Consider the following 16,700-nt stretch of genomic DNA (forward strand, 5'->3'; position numbering starts at 1 on the left):
AAACAGGCGGTTTCTCCGGCATCGTATGGACGCCGGGACAAGCGCAAGGAAACCAGGCCATGAGCAGCGACTATAAAAAGACCCTGAAACTTCCCAAGACCTCCTTTCCCATGAAGGCCAACCTCAAGGAAAAGGAGCCGGAAACCCTCAAATTCTGGGCGGAAAACGACATCTACCGCCAGATGCTGGCCGCCCGCGAGGGCGCCCCCCGCTACGTGCTCCACGACGGGCCGCCCTACGCCAACGGCCACCTGCACATGGGCCATGCGCTCAACAAGATTTTAAAGGATATCATCGTCAAATCCCGCCACATGGCCGGCAACCAGGCCCCGTACGTGCCGGGCTGGGACTGCCATGGGCTGCCTATCGAGCACAAGGTGTCCCAGGAGCTCAAGGCCAAGGGCAAGACGAATCTGCCGGCCGTGACCGTGCGCCGGCTGTGCCGGGACTACGCCACCAAGTTCGTGGATATCCAGCGCAAGGAATTCAAGCGTCTGGGCGTCTTCGGCGACTGGGACGATCCCTACCTGACCATGCGCCCGTCCTACGAGGCGGCAACCGCCCTGGCCCTTTGCGATTTCGTGGAAAAGGGCTCGGTCTACCGGGGCAAAAAGCCCATCCACTGGTGCCTGTCCTGCCAGACCGCCCTGGCCGAGGCCGAAGTGGAATACGCCGACGAGACCTCGCCCTCGGTCTTCGTGCGCTTTCCCCTGCCCGACCCGAAAATAAAAGACGTCTTCCCCATGGCCGATCCGGCGAGGACCTACGCCGCCATCTGGACCACCACGCCCTGGACCCTGCCGGACAACATGGCCGTGGCCGCCCACCCCGAGTTCGACTACGCGCTTATCGCGGCGGGCGACGCCCAGTACGTGCTGGCCGCCGAACTCCTGGAAAGCGTGCGCGAACTTTTCGGCTGGACCGACGCCACCGTCCTGGCCACGGCCCCGGGCTCGGCGCTCGAAGGACTCAAGGCGCGCCATCCTTTTTATGACCGGGAGTCGCCCTTCGTCCTGGCCGACTACGTGACCCTCGACGCCGGCACCGGCCTTGTCCACACCGCGCCGGGCCACGGCCGCGAGGACTACGACACGGGGCTTCGCTACGGCCTGGACGTGCTCTCGCCCATGGACGACGCCGGCCGGTTCCTGGACGTGGTGCCCTATTTCGCCGGGCTGACCGTGTGGGAGGCCAACCCCAAGGTTATCGAAAAGCTCAAGGAAGTCGGCAATCTTCTGGCCGAGCGCAAGATCCGCCACTCCTATCCCCACTGCTGGCGCTGCAAGGAGCCGGTCATCTTCCGGGCCACCACCCAGTGGTTCATTTCCATGGAGGTGGGCGACCTGCGCAGCCGCGCCCTGACCGCCATCGACAGCGAGGTGGAATGGATTCCCTCCTGGGGCAAGGAACGCATCCATAATATGATCGCCGGCCGGCCGGACTGGTGCATCTCGCGCCAGCGCACCTGGGGCGTGCCTATCCTGGCCCTTATCTGCGAGTCCTGCGACACGGCCTACAACGACGCGGCCTGGATGCGCTCGGTGGCGGAAAAATTCGCCGGCCACGAGCGCGGCTGCGACTACTGGTTCGAGGCGGACCTGGCCGACATCGTGCCGGCCGGGCTCACCTGCCCCAACTGCGGCGGGACCCACTGGCGCAAGGAGACCGACATCCTGGACGTGTGGTTCGACTCGGGCACGAGCTTTGCCGCGGTGCTGGAAAAGCGCCCGGAACTGGCCTTCCCGGCCAACCTGTACCTGGAGGGCTCGGACCAGCACCGGGGCTGGTTTCACAGCTCGCTTCTGGCCTCCCTCGGCACGCGCGGCCTGCCCCCCTACCGGCAGGTGCTCACCCACGGCTACGTGGTCGACGGCGAAGGCCGCAAGATGTCCAAGTCCCTTGGCAACGGCATTGAGCCCCAGGAGATCATCGACAAGCACGGCGCGGAAATCCTGCGTCTGTGGACGTCGGCCGTGGACTACCGCGACGACATCCGCATCTCCGAGGAAATCCTGGCCCGTCTGGTCGAGGCCTACCGCCGCATCCGCAACACCTGCCGCTTCGTGCTCGGCAACCTGTCCGACTTCGACCCGGCCGTAAACGACGTGGCCCCGCAGGCCATGCTGCCCCTCGACCGCTACGCCGTGGACACGGCCGCCCGGGCCCACGCCCGCATGGCCGAGGCCTACGAAGCCTACGAATTCCACAAGGTCTTCCACGCGCTACACAACCTGTGCGTCACCGACCTTTCAGCATTTTATCTCGACATCCTGAAAGACCGGCTTTACGTCTCGGCCAAGGATAGCCGGGAGCGCCGCTCGGCCCAGGCGGCCCTGTGGCGCATCCTGCGCGTGCTTGTTCGCGACATGGCCCCGATTCTCTCCTTTACGGCCGAAGAGGTCTTTCGCCATACGCCTGTCTGCCAGCGGGGCGACGGCGTTTCGGTCTTCTCCCTGCCGCCCCTCGACACGGCCGGCTGGGAGCTCGATCCGGAGTTGCGGGAAAAGCTCGACCTGGTGGCCACGCTTCGCGGCGAGGTGACCCGGGCCATCGAGCCCAAGCGCAAGGCCGGCGACGTGGGACACTCCCTGGAGACGGCGGTAACGCTGTACCTGCCCGAGGCCGTGGGCGCATCGGTGGCGTCGCTCGGCATGGACCTGCGCGAAGTGTTCATCGTGTCCCAGGCGACGCTGGCCCCGGCTTCCGGGGTTCCGGCCGAGGCCGTACCCTGCGAGGGCGTGGAAGGCGCGTTCGTGGGCGTGGCCCGCGCCACTGGCGAGAAATGCGCCCGCTGCTGGGTGTACGACAAACTGGGCACCGAGCCCGAGTATCCGGACCTGTGCCCGCGCTGCGCCGCGGTCATGGCGACCGAGGCCAACTGACCCATGCGTCCAAGTTTCAAGATCGCGATTCCCCTCGCCTTGGTGCTGATCGTCCTCGACCAGGCCGCCAAGCTGTGGATCGTCGGCAACATGACGCTCTACACCACCCGGCAGGTCATCCCCGGGTTCTTCAATATCGTCTACGTGCTCAACCGCGGCGCGGCCTTCGGTTTTTTGAACCGCAACGACATCAAGTGGCAGACCTACTTCTTCTTCGCGGCCACGGCCCTGGCCGTGCTCATCATCTTCCATCTGCTGCGCATGGCCAAGGACGACAACAAGCTGCTCATCATCGGCCTCGGCTCGATCCTGGGCGGGGCCGTCGGCAACCTCATCGACCGCATCAAGACGGGCGAGGTCGTGGACTTCCTGGATTTCCACTATAAAGCCTACCACTGGCCGGCCTTCAATGTGGCCGATATCGCCATTTTTCTCGGTTCGCTGGCGCTCCTTGCGGCCTTTTACCGCATGCGCCGCCCCTCTTCCCGCAAATAACGGGCGCACCGCCGCCAACATCCGAAACGAGGTCCGCATGCCCCCCTTGCCAGCGCTGCCGCCCATGACCACCGGCCAGTTGGTTTTCGCCCTCGCCATTTTGGCCCTGGCGATCCTTCCCAATTACATCGCGATATGGCAAAGTTTTCACCGCGTGTTTCCAACCCCCCTGGAGAGGATGTTCTGGTTTCTCCTGGCCATCTTCGTCCCCGTACTCGGGGGCGTGGTCTACCTCATCTGGGGACGCAAGCGAGGTCGCAAGCCGTTATGAAGACCCGTCACAGCAAAGGTACATTTCTGGCCGCAGCCATGCTCACCGCCCTGGTCGGCGGCTGCGCGCCCAAGCCCAATACCCCGGCCCCCCTCAACACGCCCGCCGACATGTGGGCGGAACTGGAGAACACCAAGGGTGAACTGCGGCGATTAAACGCCAAGGTCGAGGAGCTCTCCCAGCAGGTGCAGGCCAACAAGAACGACCCCGAGTTGTCCGGACGCGTGGCCCGACTGGAAGGCAACGTCAGCCGCATCGCCTCCCAACTGGCCATCGACCTCGGCCCCGCCGCCGGACCGGCTGCCGCCGCGCCCCAGGCCGCCGCCCAGCAGCCCCAGGCGGGCTATGCCCAACAGCCGCAGGCCGGTTACGCACAGCCGCAAACCGGCTATGCCCAGCAACCCCAGGCCGGCTACGCGCAGCAGCCCCAGACGGGTTACGCGCAGCAGCCGCAAGCCGGGTACGCGCAACAGCAAACCGGCTACGGCGCGCCCACCCCGGGCGGCGCGGGTCCGGACGAGTCCGAACCGACCATCCCGCCCTACACAGCCCCGGGCACAGCGGCCGCGCCGGCCGCCCAGGCGCCGGCCGTTCAGGCCCAACCGCCGGCGGTCCAGGCGCAAAGCCCGGCCGACGCCGTCTATGCCAAGGGCCTTTCCAGCTTCAACGCCCGCCAGTACCAGCAGGCGCTGGGGATTTTCCAGGAATTCGCCCGCAATTTCAAAACCAGTTCGCTGATGCCCAATGCCCTCTTCTGGACCGGCGAGTGCTATTTCCAGCTCGGCGACTTCGCCAACGCGGCCCTGGCCTACCAGGAAGTCATCGAGAAATACCCCAAAAGCCCCAAGCATGCCGATGCGCTGTTCAAACGCGGCGTGGCCTTCATGAAGCTCGGCAACGCCGGCGCGGCCAAATTGTCCTTCAAGGAAGTCATCGACAAATATCCCGATTCCGCCTTCGCCACCCGGGCCAAATCCATGATGCCCAAGTAGCGCCGGCCAACAAGCGACGGAACGCATGGAAACTCCTCAAGAAAAAACACTGCGGAAGATCATCTACCTGACCTTCCCCCCCGAATCCTCGAACAAGCCCGTGGTCTGCGATCTGGCCCGGATCTACGGACTGGTGTTCAACATCTCCAAGGCCCAGATCACCCCGCGCCACGAGGGCCAGATGACCATGGACATCACCGGGCCGAGGGAAGCCTTCGAGGCCGGCATGGCCTACCTCAAGGAGCATGGCGTGGGCGTGGTGCCGGCCGCCCAGCGCGTCTCCAGGGACGAGGAGCGCTGCATCCACTGCGGCGTGTGCACGGCCCTTTGCCCGACCAAGGCGCTTATGCTCAACATCGAGACCCGGCTGGTGGAATTTCACGAAGACACCTGCTCGGCCTGTGGCATGTGCACCAAGGTCTGCCCGGTGGCGGCCATGGAGATTTTACTGGAAAACGGCGTCATGTAGCCGGCGGGGGGGAAGCCTGCGTGGAAGAAAAACGGGCCTTCATGCGTATTCCCACGCGCCTGGCCGGCTATCTGCGGCCGTTGCCGGGACCGGACGACATCCAGATCTTCCGGGAATCGCCGTTTCTCGGCGGCGGCTCGGGAGCTTGCCACGATCCTCGCGAGGCGGGCATGAGCGAGGCGCTGCACGCCATGCTGTGCTCGATCAACGCCAAGCTCGACATGCTGCTCTCCATGCAAAGCCGCGACGAACTCACGGCCGATTTTCCGGTGACCCTGGAAATCCTTGAGATAAGCGGCGCTGGCGTGCGGTTTGTGGCCTCGCAGGAACTGGACGTGGACCAATACGTGGAGGCGGTCATCGTGCTGGCGCGGTTTCCGCTCCGCATGGCCGGCGCCGTGGGGCGCATCCTGCGCCATGAGGATGACCTGGATGGCCGCGTCGTTTACGCCCTCGATTTCACACGCATCCGGGAACGGGATCTGGAAAGCATCGTACAATTTGTCTTCCAAAGCCAGCGCGACGACCTGCGCGGAAAGAAATGGGACTAACGCCGCATGATCAATGACGAAGAACTTCTCGAACGCATGTTGGACAGGCTTCTCACCGAGGTCGTCCCGGACCTGCGCCGCAGCATCAGCGCCAGCATTGAAAAGGAAGTCGCCAAGACCCTGTCCCGTTCGCTTTTGGAAAGCGAGTTCCATCAGCGCCTAAACGAGGAGATGCGTCAGGGCCTCCAGGATATCTACAAGGAAATCAACCAGGCGGCCAAGACCGAGGGCGAAGCCCATGCCGACGACCGCCAGCAGGCCGACCAGCTGTTCCAGGAAGCGGCCCAGCAGCTCGACAAGATCCTTGAGACCACGGAAACCGCCACCACCGAAATCATGGACATCGTGGAAAAGCACCTGGACCTGCAAGCCGACGCGGCCGGACTCCTCGGGACCATGCAAAACGGTGTGGCCGACCCCGAAGCCGTGGAAAAACTGCGCGCGGGCAACGCAGCCCTCGGCGAAGACCTCATGCGCATCATGACCACCCTGAGCTTCCAGGACCTCACCGGCCAGCGCATCAAACGCATCATCACCGCCATCAAAAAGGTCGAACAGATCGTGCTCGACCTCTACCTGTCCACGGGCATCCAGCTCAAGGCCCGGGCCGAAGCCCCGGACAAGACCATCTCCGAACTCCAGGCCGAGGCCAAACAAAAGGTCTCCGAACTCAAAGGCCCCCAGACCAAGGTCCAACAAGGCGCGGTGGACGACCTCCTCGCTCAGCTTGGGCTGGATTAGGGGGAGAATGGCAAGAGAAGTGCGAGAGGGGAAACCCTTTCAAAAGGGTTCTCCCCTCTCGCGCTCTCCCCTTCCTAAAGTTTTCGACTTTACGGGAGCAACACCGATAACATCCCATCACCATTGGAAGTCTTTGGAAAGGGGGCCGGGGGGAAACTTTTCTACAGAAAAGTTTCCCCCCGGTTCCATTTTATCCCTCGCCCTACCCTACTCCGTGGCGTGATGGTGGTGGGCCTGGTCGCCCAGGGGATGGCCGTGGACGTGGCGGTGGATGATGAAGTGCGGATCATGCACGAGCCTGCCCGCCTCGATGGTATAGAAGGTATCGGTCACCTCGAAGAGAAAATCCCAGTCGTGGGAAATGACGATCAGCGGCTTGCCCAGGCGCTTGAGGATATCCGCGATACGCTCCCGCGTCCCCGGATCGAGGCCGTTGGTCGGCTCGTCGAGTAAAAGCGCCTCGGGCTCCATGGCCAGCACCCCGGCCAGGGACACGAGCTTTTTCTCCCCGCCCGAAAGCCGGTGCGACAGCCGTTCGCCAAAACCGGCCAAGCCGAGCATGTCCAGGGCATGTTCGGCCGCCTCCCGGGCGCGCGACGGCGAGAGACCGCAATTGAGCGGCCCGAAGGCCACGTCGTCGAGCACGGTCGGGTAGATGATCTGGTCGTCGGCGTTTTGCAGAAGCAGTCCGACACCTCGCCGCACGGCCCGGAAATCCTTTTCCGTGGCGGCGAGGGCCCCTTTGTAGTGCACCTCGCCGGCATCGGGCCGGACAAGCCCCATCATCACGTGCAACAGCGTGGTTTTGCCCGAGCCGTTGGGCCCGAAAAGTCCGATTCGCTCTCCGGCCGAAAACGTAAAATCGACATCGGCCAGCACCGGACGGTCGCTGCCGGGATAGGCGTAGCCCACCCCGGAAAGGCGTAGCAGCGGCGCATCAGAAGACATATCCCCTCCGCAAAACGAAATCGAGCGCGCCGGCCGCCGCGGATACGACCAGACACAGGCTCAGAAAAACCATATCGCCGCGCCGGGCCGCAAACCGGTCCAGACTGGGAAATTCGCCGTGGAACCCGCGCAGCAGCATGGCTTGGTAGACTCGCTGGGAACGGTCGAAGCTGCGCACCAGCACCATGGCGACCAGGGCGGCATAGGTACGGTAGGTGCGCGCGTCCGTGGCCGGGACAAAGCCCCGCAGCCTCGCCGCCGTGGCCAGCCGGGCGTACTCCTCGGCGATGACGTGCAGGTAACGGTAGGTGAAAAGAAAAAGAAAGGAAAATTTGGCCGGCACGTGCAGCGCCGTCATGGCCCGCCCCAGGGCCGGCACCGGGATGGTGGCGACCAGGGATACGATGCAAAAAAAGATGGCGTTGGTCTTGACCGTGATGACGGACGCCAGGGCCACGCCTTCCCGGGTCGCCGTGAAGCCGAAAAGCCGCCAGCCAGCCTCTCCCGGCGCGGTAAAGGGCAACACGAACCACAAGAACAGCACAAAGGCGTTGACCGCGACAAACCGGCCCCAGACCACCCGCCAGGACGGGCGGGCGGCAATGGTCAAGAAAAGCCCGCAGACAAGCACCAGCCCGGCGGCGGCCGGTGTTGCGGCCAGGGCGGCGACCACGGACAGGGCCAGGCAGGCGACGAGTTTGGAACGGGGGTCCAGGGAGTGGATGGACGAGGTTCCCCGGGCGAGCGGTTCGTCGATCATGCGCCCCGTCCGCCCTTGCGACAGCGGACATAGGCCAAAAGCCCGGCAATGCCGACCAGCCAGCCGATGCCCCCGGCGATCCCGGCCAGCCCCGGGCCTTTTTCCTCCTGATCCAGCAGCATCTTGCGGATGGGCGCGATCTTGACTTCAACGGCCTGCTCCACCACGGCCTGCAAGGCGGCCTTGTCCATGGGCACGACCGCGGCGGAGGCTGCCGGAGCAGGCGCGGCGGCTGTCACGGCCGGCGTAGCGGGCGTGGGCGCCGTTGCCGTCGCAGCGACGGGGGCGGCCGGGGCGGCGCTTTGTTCGGCCGGGGCGGCGGACAGATATTCCTCGGCCTTGACGCTCGTATTGTTCTGGTGGCCCTCGCCTGCTTTGAGGGTGATGTCGAGATCGGCCTTCTCGTTGCGGGCGGCCGTGGGCACGGGAAAGACGAAATTGCCCTTGTCGTCCGTCTTGCCGGTCAGATAGACCTGCCCGGTGGCGGCGTTTTTGACGGTGATCTCCCCGAAGCGCACCCGGTCGGAGCGGCTGTAGCTGCACTCCACATGCACATCGTTGCCCTCGACATAGGCGAACACGTTGACTCTGTGGGCCAGGGCCGGCGCGGCCGCACCCAGGCAAAGCGCCAAGGCTATAATGAAAATATGCTTATATTTCATAAAGATAATCCCTTATACGAGAGGGGAACTCCTTTGAAAATGGTAGTAGCCCTCTTGCGCTCTCCCCTTCCTAGAGTTTTTAACTTTACGGACGCAACGCCGATAACATCCCCTCACCGTTAAAAGTCTTGGGAAGGGGGGGCCTGGGGGGAAACCTTTCTCCAGAAAGGTTTCCCCCCAGTTCTTCCCAACTCACCCAGCCAGACGGATGGCCAGCATCTCGGGGCGCACCTTGGCCAGGAAGGCCACGGCCATGGCCGTCAGCACCCCTTCGATGAGCATAATGGGGATATGGGCGAGCAGAATCACCTTGGCCGTGCCGATAAACGCCTCGCCGGAAAGAGCAAGCGCGCCGGCGGTCAGGCAGCCGGCCAGAAGCACCGCGAAAAAGCCGCAGCAAAAGGCCCCCACCGCCCGCTTGGTGCCCCCGGCCCGCAGCAGCGGCCCGAAGACCAGGAAACAAAACACGGCCGGCAGCGCCATGTCGCAGGTGTTGACGCCAAGCACCACCAGCCCGCCGAACTGAAACAGCACGGCTTGCAAAAGGAGCGCCACACAGATGGCCGGAAAGGCGGCATAGCCGAGAATCGCGCCGATCAGGCCGTTTAATATCAGGTGGACGCTGACCGGTCCGATGGGCACATGGATGAGCGAAGCAACGAAAAAAGCGGCCGAAAGGATAGCCACGGTCATCAGCTTGTCGTAGTCCAGGCGCTTGAGGCCCACAGCCATGCCCACGGCCGTGATCGTCCAGCCGCCGGCCAGCACCGGCCCGGAAAGCACCCCTTCGGAAATATGCATGCTGCCCGCCTGTCGCGCCAATGCGCGCACGGTTATGGGAGACGCGGCCGAGACGGTCCCGGCCGGACTCCCGGATCGTCAAGCGAAAATCCCGCAAACGAGTCGCAAGGCCTTACTTCTTCTTGTGCTTGGGATCAACGAACTTGGCCCACATGACGGCCCCACGCTCCACCTTCTTGGCCACGCCGTCCTTTTCGATGGTCTGCGGCGCGTCGGTCAGGGCGGCGAATCCCCACCAGCCGGCAAAGGGCACGGCATAGGTGAAAACGCCGTTGGCGTCTGTCTTGACCACCTGGGTCACCAGATATTCGTTAGGCGGGGTGTAGGCATTGTCCTTGTTATAGTATTCCACTTCCACATCGACCCCGGCGGCCGGCTTCCCGTCCACGAGCAACTTGCCCGTGAAGACGTTGCCGACATAATTGCCGAAGGGACGCGAGAGGGGAATGATCTCGGCCGGCAGCCCCACGGGCTCGTCCCAGCCCTCTTCCTCGCCGAAGGCCGGCACCACGACCTTGGTCAGGTGCTCGATGTACTTGTCCTCGGCCGGTTCGAAATAGGGCTCGGGCACCACGTAGAAAATTCCCACGCCCGGCCGCTTGAAGGTATATTCGGACTTCCAGGCGTCATGGTCCATGACCTTAGTGGGCTTCAGCGTCGCCAGCAGATCGGTCTTCTTGCCGCCGTCCACCACGCCGAAGGCCTTGGGCTTGGCCATGTTCATGCCCTTTCCCTCCATGGGATGGGAAAAGGACACGACCAGATCCACCTTGGCTTTTTCCTTGCTCGTAACCACATCCTGGGACGGGATGACCATGCCGAAATGGGCCAGGGCCGGTGCGGCCGTCAGCACCACCGTCGCCAGCGCGACAAGAACGCGGGAAATGGATACCATGGAGCCCCCTTTTTTATGGAAGATTACCAATACATAGTAAGAACAAAAAAATCATAACACGCAGCAAGAACGCATGGCAACCATTGGCATACGGAAATTGTCGGGAAAGAGGCACCCTCAGAAGGTAAGCGCCAGGGACAGCGCGCAGTCGGGCTGCGCGGCGGGGCGCAGTTCCGCCGCCAGGCGCAGGCGGGACACGGGCCGAAACGTCACGGCCAGATACGGCGCGACAAGGCTTTTGGGTTCGTAGCCATATTGGCCGGGCCGGGCATTGAGCGCCAGGATGGCGGCCAGGGCCGTTCCCGTGGCCCCGCCGGGATCGATGTGGTGGGTGAGGCGCTTGTCCAGGCGAAACGCGGTGAGCGTCGCCCCGGCGGCCACCGCCACCTTGCCCCAGTCGTAGCCCAGGGCCAGCGTGGCCTCGTGACTCTGCCAGGAAAAGGTCGCATCGCGCTGGGACGGCGGCGTGCCCGTGCCCGAGGAACTCACCACGTCCTCGCGGGCCTCGGGCGCGTTGGCGATAAAAAGCTCGTAGCGGGCCAGCAGAAAAGCGCCATACCCCGGCTCCCGGCGCAGGAGCAGCCGGACGGAAGGCCCCCAAAGCAGGGCCGGCCGGGTTTCCCAGGCTTCATAATAGCCGATGCCGATGTTCTTGGCCTCGAAACGGCCGATGGACGTGCCCAGGTGGAAACCCGGGGCGACAACGACGTGTCGCGAGTCCAGCAGACGCCAGGAAAGCGCTACATAGGCCCGCGTCTCGGACCAGTTGCGGGTCCAGCCGCCGTGTTCCGGCAGGATGCCGGCCGAGGGGTTGGAACAACGGGGTTCGCCCAGGTCCCGATAGCCCAGGCTGCGGTAGACGGCGGCGATTTCCAGGCGTTCGTCGGCAACGGCGGGACAGACCATGGCGGCGAAAATCCCCCAGGCGAGGCCTGCCGCCGCCAGGATGCGCCTTGCCGTTCCGGTCATGATCGCCGCGCCGTCAGGAGCCGGGCCGGGTAGGCGTCCCTTCTGCCACCGGAGAGCCGGTCACGTCGGATCTGCCGTTCGTCCGCCCCTGGGTACCGTCCGGGGCGGCACCGGGGAAAAACGCCGTTTCCACCGGCGCAGTCGGGAGATAGTGCGCGAACCAGTCGCGATTGCGGACCATGAGGTCACGGATCAACGAGGGCTCGGTCACGTCGTGGCCGCTCCGGGGATAGGCGGCCAGCTTGGTCGGCACCCCGAGGCGCGACAGGGCGGTGTAGAGCTCGAGGGACTGGGTGAACGGCACCCGCTCGTCGGCCACGCCGTGCTGAAAGAGCGTCGGCGTTTTGATGGAGGCGGCGTACTTGAGCGGCGAATGGTCGAAAAGCGTCTGGAACCGTTCATAGGCCTCGCCGCCGAAATACAGCGGAATGAAATCGGGCAGGTCCATGCTGCCGGATTGGCTGACCAGATCGGTAATGCCCGCGCCGATGGAGGCGGCGGCGAAGCGGTCGGTGTGGCCGATGGCCCAGGCGGTCAGGAAGCCGCCATAGCTCCAGCCCATAACGCCCATGCGCTTGGGATCGGCCAGCTTGCGCGCGACCAGGGCGTCGAGCCCGCTTTGCAGGTCGGCGAAGTCCACTCCGCCCCAATCGCCCCGGATGGCCATGCGAAAAGCCGGTCCATAGCCGTCCGAACCCCGGACATTGGGCTGGAAAAGGGCGTAGCCGCGCTCACTGAAAACCGCCAGCGGGTAATAGTTGAGCGCCCCCAGATACTGCCGGTCGGCGGCCACGGCCGGCCCGCCGTGGAGCTCGACCAGAAGGGGCGGCGGCCCGGCGCCGGGGGTGACGGGATAGGTGTAGAGGCCCTCGAGGACGGTGCCGTCGGAAGCCTTCCAGCGCACCACCTCGGTTTTGCCCAGGCGGTAGCCGGCAAACTCCCGGTTGACCGTGGACACGGCTTTGGGCGCGAAACGGGCGGCCGGGGTCAGGTAGGTCTCCGGAGGCAGGTCGCTGTCGACCAGCACCATGCCCAGGGTATTGCCCGAGGCGGAAACGGCGGCCTGGGACACCATGCGGGGGGTATCGGACACCACGCGCGGCGCGGCGCCGGAAACAGGCAGGGCCAGAATCACCGCACCCGTGCCTTCGACCTCGCGCACATAGACCGCGCCGCCGCCAGCCGACCAGCCGATCATTTCCGGGCGGGCATTGGGCGTTGCGGCCAGTTCCCGGGCCGGGCCGCCGGTCGTGGGGACAACCATGACCCGGGCGGCGCTGTAATAAAACCCCGGCGCGCTAGTCGCCACGTAGGCCAGCCATTTGCCGTCCGGAGAAAAGCTCGGACCGGCCTCCGAAGCGGCGGTCGCGGCCACGGGCACGACGCGCCCGGTTTGCACATCCACCATGGCAATGTCGGTCTGGGCCGCGTCCTGGGGCTGGGCCCGGCCGGAAACGGTATTGCCGCGACGACCGCGCGGCGGCGCGTCGGGAGCAACCGTCTCGAAAGCGATGTGGCGGCCATCCGGGGAAAAGACGAATCCCCCCACGTCGCGGTCGGTCACAAGTCCCCGAAGCGTCCCCTGCCCGGTAAGCGGCAACAGATACAGCCCCGCAGCGCCGCCCTCCTCGTCCAGGACGTCCACATCCGCGTCGCAACCGGCTTCCCGGCCGCCGGAAGCGCCGCCCATGACCACGGTCATGGCCAGTTCCTTCCCGCTGGGCGCAAAGGCCAGATCGAGCACATCGCCCCGGCCGTGGGTAAGACGGTGGGCGTGACCGCTTGCCAGGGGCAGGAGCACGGCATCGGTCGTATCGTCGGTCTGGACAAGATAGGCAAGGCGGGAGCCGTCCGGGGAAAAGGTCGGCTTTTCGCAGACCTCCCGTTCCGGCGTGACGGGGCGCGCCAGGGCCTTGGCCGCGTCGGCCACGTACACACGCGAGCGCAAATCGCCGCCCTGCCCGTCCATGACGGCCCGGGTGACGGTGAAGGCTGCGCGCTTGCCGTCGGCGGACAGGCGCAGGTCGTCGATCATGGCCACCCGCAGCATGTCGTCGATGGTGAAAGCCTTTTCGGAGCAGATGGCGGGCGCGGCGCAGGCACAAAGAAAGGCCACGGCCGTCAGCACGGCACGGAGACGGAATCGGAAAGCGGCAGGCATCGGTTCGAACTCACCTCGCTTGGGCGATGGCGCACTGTACGGTGTGCCGGGATAGGGGTCAAACCGGAAAAAAAAGCCCCCCTGCCGGGGGGCTTATGGTGCCATCGGAATCCGTGCGCACCCGTTCCGGGGAAAAGCCCGAAACTTTAGATGCGGATACCCGCGTCCGGCGGCCGTCGGGACAGCCAGAGGTCAAACAGATAGCGGGTAAAAAAGATCGCGGTGAACATGGACGCCACGGTACCCAGGATCAAGGTCACGGCAAAGCCCCGGATGGGACCGGTGCCGAACTGGTAGAGCACCATGGCCGCGATGATCGTGGTCACGTTGGCATCGAAGATGGTGAGTGTGGCCCGGTCGTAGCCGGTGTCCACGGCCTTGCGGGCCGAGAGCCCCAGGCGCAGCTCCTCGCGTATTCGCTCGAAGATGATGACGTTGGCGTCAACGGCCATGCCGATGGTCAAGATGATGCCGGCAATGCCGGGCAGGGTCAGGGTGGCCCCGAACCCGGCCAGACCGGCCATAATCAGCACCATGTTGAAAAGGAGGGCCAGATCGGCAACGAAGCCGGCCAACCCGTAGTAAAGGATCATGAAGCCGACGACGACGACGCCGCCGACCAGGGCCGAATACACGCCCTGCTCGATGGATTCCTGGCCGAGGGAAGGACCGACGCTGCGTTGCTCCAGAATGCTGACCGGGGCGGGCAACGCGCCGGCGCGCAGTACGATGGCCAGGTCGCGGGCTTCCTCGGTGGAGAAGTGGCCGGTGATGCTGGCCCGGCCGCCGCTGATCTTTTCCTGAATGGTCGGCGCGGAATAGACCTTGCCGTCCAGGACGATGGCCAAGCGCTTTTTCACGTTTTCGCCGGTCACCCGCTCGAACTGGCGCGAACCGCTCGGGGTGAACGACAAGGCGACATAGGCCTGGTTGTTGCGGTCGAAATTGGCCCGGGCGTCGGAAATGTGCTCGCCGGTCATGACCGCGTCGGAACGCAGGACAATGGGGCGCTCGAGATAGGAGCCGTCAGGGTTGCGGTGGCGCAGGACGGAAAGTTCCTCGCCCGGGGGCAGGACGCCCTTCTGGGCCTTGTCCAGGTCCGCGTTGTCGTCCACAACCTTGAACTCCAGGTGCGCGGTCTTGCCGATGAGCTTGATGGCCCGCTCGGGATCGTGCAGGCCCGGCAGCTGGATCTGGATGCGGTTGTCCGACTGTTTGCGGATGTCCGGCTCGGACACGCCGAATTCGTCGATGCGGTTGCGGATGGTCTTGACGGCCTGATCAACGGTCATGCGGGTCAGCTCGGACGCGTAGCGCGGGGTGAAGGACAGCTTGTAGGTAAACTTGCCGTCCGGGCCGCTTTCCACGTTGTCGACGACCAGCACGTTGAAATGGTTGGCGAGCATCTCGTCAAAGGCCTGCCGCTTGTCGCCCGAAGCCAGGACGAGCTGGAGGCGCTTGCCGTCGGCCGTGGTCTGGGGGCGCAGCACGGCGATGCCGTCGTCCTTGGCCTGGTCGCGCACGTCCCGACCCATCTGGACCAGGGAGTTGGCCAGGGCCTTGTCCACGTCCACGCCAAGGGTGAGATGGATGCCGCCCTTGAGGTCGAGGCCGAGGTTTATCACGTCATCAGGCAAGAACTTGCCAAGGAAAGACTGTTTGACCGTGCCGATGGACGGCAGCATGTAAATCAGGCCCAAAAAGGCCACAAGACTGATGACGGCCAGCCGCCAACGCATATTTCCAGACATGGGCGAGGCTCTCCTTGGGAGGCTTACGCTTCGGGGAAACACTCAAGGCGAAGGGTTGCCGGCCAGCAGCCCTTCGCCGTGCGCGCCGGGAAGAAAAACACCCGGCGCCGTCAAAAACGCTATTCCTTGGCCTTGCCCTTGGCTTCGGCCTTGGCGGGAGCGGCCTGGGGCTCGCCGGGACCGGAGACAAAGCTGCGGTTGATCTCGATGGTGAGATCCTTGGCGATCTCCACGGTCAGCTTGTCGCCGTGGACTTCCATGATGCGGCCGTAGATGCCGCCGCCGGTCAGGATATAATCCCCACGGCCGAGATTGGCGAGGTAGGCGCGGTGCTGCTTGGCCTTTTTCTGCTGCGGACGGATCAGCAGAAAATAGAAGATGGCGAACATAATGATCAGCGGCAAAAATGCGGTGATGGGATTGGCCGCCCCCTCGCCGCCGCCGGCGGGGGCGGCGCCCATGGCATGCGCCAGGCTCGGAAAAAGCATGCTGCCTCCAGATAGGTTATTGGCCCGAATCGTGCGCGCAAGTGCGGACATCCGCGTCCGGCGCGGCCTCGGGCAAGGGCTGTCGCGGAAAAATGGATGGTCTAAAAATGCCGCCGCGTCAAGGTTTATCCGTCCATGGGCTCTTCCGGCCGGTCCCGGCCGTCGGCCAGGGGGTGCATTCCCGGGCCGGAGAAAATCCCAGATTAAAGGCCTGCCGGGCATCGGCCAGGGCCACCCGGTGGCGGCGACCGATGCGCCCGGCGTCGGGACAGCCAGGGGCATGGAACCGGCGCGAGGCGGCATTGCCCGCATATCCGCCCGCCGGCGGCGGCAGGCGCAGGATGCGCGGCCAAAAGCCCCTGCCCTGCTCCATGGCCCGCCGTTGGGCCGACAGAAGGCGCTGCACCAACGAATCGGGCAGATCCGGATACCAGAAGAAAAAGGCCGCCCCCGCCGCCAGCATCCGCTCGGCTACGGACGCGCCGTCCGGCAGGATCAGATCGCCGAGCGCCCGACCAAAACGGTCCGAGCCCCGTCCAACCGGCATGAAGCGCAAGGCGACGCCCTGGGTCAGGCTCGCGAGCTCGCGCCGGGAGGCGGCGGCGTAATACTGGGCCGGAGCGGCGCCATGGGCTATCTCCGGGGCGTCGATGCCGGCTAGGCGCACCCTGCGGCCGTCGGTCAGCTGTACCGTGTCCCCGTCGAAGACCCGGGCCACGGACACGACATCCCGGGCCGCGCCAAGCCTGGGCACAAGCAGCAACAACGCCAGGGCACAGACCGACACGAGAAGCGGCCACGCCCCGCGCCGTCCCGCCCGTTCGCCCCGCGGCCACGGCAAACCGACCGATACAAATGCAAACC

The 16,700-nt window shown here is 65.0% G+C and carries 17 protein-coding genes; 7 read left to right on the plus strand and 10 right to left on the minus strand.

Annotated elements, in window-relative coordinates; translation table 11 throughout:
- Positions 1-59 precede the first annotated feature (59 nt).
- The 7 genes from ileS to K9F62_18420 are packed head-to-tail and all read left to right on the plus strand — an operon-like array spanning position 60 to position 6,401.
- Entirely contained in the window at positions 60-2,882 is a 2,823-nt protein-coding gene (gene ileS, locus K9F62_18390; GenBank protein UJX40638.1) for an isoleucine--tRNA ligase, read from the plus strand.
- 3 nt (positions 2,883-2,885) lie between these two features.
- Positions 2,886-3,377, plus strand: coding sequence for a signal peptidase II (gene lspA / locus K9F62_18395; GenBank protein UJX40639.1), 492 nt, complete (start codon positions 2,886-2,888; stop codon positions 3,375-3,377).
- Positions 3,378-3,414: 37 nt separating this feature from the next.
- Complete coding sequence (locus tag K9F62_18400) at positions 3,415-3,648, plus strand: PLDc N-terminal domain-containing protein (GenBank protein UJX40640.1); 234 nt, start codon at positions 3,415-3,417, stop codon at positions 3,646-3,648.
- Positions 3,645-4,640: a tol-pal system protein YbgF gene (gene ybgF, locus K9F62_18405; GenBank protein ID UJX40641.1), complete on the plus strand. Its 996-nt coding sequence runs from the start codon at positions 3,645-3,647 to the stop codon at positions 4,638-4,640. The genes K9F62_18400 and ybgF overlap by 4 nt, the downstream gene beginning before the upstream one ends.
- A gap of 25 nt (positions 4,641-4,665) precedes the next feature.
- The gene (locus K9F62_18410; protein ID UJX40642.1) at positions 4,666-5,109 is read left to right on the plus strand and encodes a 4Fe-4S dicluster domain-containing protein; all 444 of its coding nucleotides are present in this window, start codon (positions 4,666-4,668) and stop codon (positions 5,107-5,109) included.
- A 20-nt stretch (positions 5,110-5,129) separates the two neighbouring features.
- On the plus strand, positions 5,130-5,660 hold the full coding sequence (locus K9F62_18415) for a PilZ domain-containing protein (protein ID UJX40643.1): 531 nt from the start codon (positions 5,130-5,132) through the stop codon (positions 5,658-5,660).
- A gap of 6 nt (positions 5,661-5,666) precedes the next feature.
- Positions 5,667-6,401 carry a protein phosphatase CheZ gene (locus K9F62_18420; protein ID UJX40644.1) on the plus strand — a complete coding sequence of 245 codons (735 nt, stop codon included), beginning with the start codon at positions 5,667-5,669 and terminating at the stop codon, positions 6,399-6,401.
- A gap of 207 nt (positions 6,402-6,608) precedes the next feature.
- Here K9F62_18420 and K9F62_18425 read toward each other — a convergent pair whose 3' ends face one another.
- The 10 genes from K9F62_18425 to K9F62_18470 all read right to left on the minus strand — a co-directional run bounded on the left by K9F62_18425 (position 6,609) and on the right by K9F62_18470 (position 16,677).
- The gene (locus K9F62_18425) at positions 6,609-7,349 is read right to left on the minus strand and encodes an energy-coupling factor ABC transporter ATP-binding protein (GenBank protein ID UJX40645.1); all 741 of its coding nucleotides are present in this window, start codon (positions 7,347-7,349) and stop codon (positions 6,609-6,611) included.
- Entirely contained in the window at positions 7,339-8,109 is a 771-nt protein-coding gene (cbiQ, locus tag K9F62_18430) for a cobalt ECF transporter T component CbiQ (GenBank protein UJX40646.1), read from the minus strand. Before cbiQ ends, K9F62_18425 begins: the two co-directional genes overlap by 11 nt.
- Positions 8,106-8,771: a hypothetical protein gene (locus tag K9F62_18435; protein UJX40647.1), complete on the minus strand. Its 666-nt coding sequence runs from the start codon at positions 8,769-8,771 to the stop codon at positions 8,106-8,108. The genes cbiQ and K9F62_18435 overlap by 4 nt, the downstream gene beginning before the upstream one ends.
- 192 nt (positions 8,772-8,963) lie before the next feature.
- Positions 8,964-9,572 (minus strand): cobalt transporter CbiM, encoded by a 609-nt coding sequence (gene cbiM / locus K9F62_18440; protein ID UJX40648.1) that lies wholly within the window; start codon positions 9,570-9,572, stop codon positions 8,964-8,966.
- Positions 9,573-9,684: 112 nt separating this feature from the next.
- The gene (locus K9F62_18445) at positions 9,685-10,467 is read right to left on the minus strand and encodes a DUF4198 domain-containing protein (GenBank protein ID UJX40649.1); all 783 of its coding nucleotides are present in this window, start codon (positions 10,465-10,467) and stop codon (positions 9,685-9,687) included.
- A 117-nt stretch (positions 10,468-10,584) separates the two neighbouring features.
- Entirely contained in the window at positions 10,585-11,436 is an 852-nt protein-coding gene (locus K9F62_18450; GenBank protein ID UJX40650.1) for a hypothetical protein, read from the minus strand.
- Between the two features lie 13 nt (positions 11,437-11,449).
- Positions 11,450-13,597: a S9 family peptidase gene (locus K9F62_18455; protein ID UJX40651.1), complete on the minus strand. Its 2,148-nt coding sequence runs from the start codon at positions 13,595-13,597 to the stop codon at positions 11,450-11,452.
- Positions 13,598-13,743: 146 nt separating this feature from the next.
- The gene (secD, locus tag K9F62_18460; protein ID UJX40652.1) at positions 13,744-15,348 is read right to left on the minus strand and encodes a protein translocase subunit SecD; all 1,605 of its coding nucleotides are present in this window, start codon (positions 15,346-15,348) and stop codon (positions 13,744-13,746) included.
- A gap of 119 nt (positions 15,349-15,467) precedes the next feature.
- Positions 15,468-15,836 (minus strand): preprotein translocase subunit YajC, encoded by a 369-nt coding sequence (gene yajC, locus K9F62_18465; protein UJX40653.1) that lies wholly within the window; start codon positions 15,834-15,836, stop codon positions 15,468-15,470.
- Positions 15,837-15,954: 118 nt separating this feature from the next.
- The gene (locus tag K9F62_18470; protein UJX40654.1) at positions 15,955-16,677 is read right to left on the minus strand and encodes a thermonuclease family protein; all 723 of its coding nucleotides are present in this window, start codon (positions 16,675-16,677) and stop codon (positions 15,955-15,957) included.
- Between the last annotated feature and the right edge of the window lie 23 nt (positions 16,678-16,700).

The organism is Desulfovibrio sp. JY (genome assembly GCA_021730285.1).
Taxonomy (GTDB): Bacteria; Desulfobacterota; Desulfovibrionia; order Desulfovibrionales; family Desulfovibrionaceae; genus Solidesulfovibrio.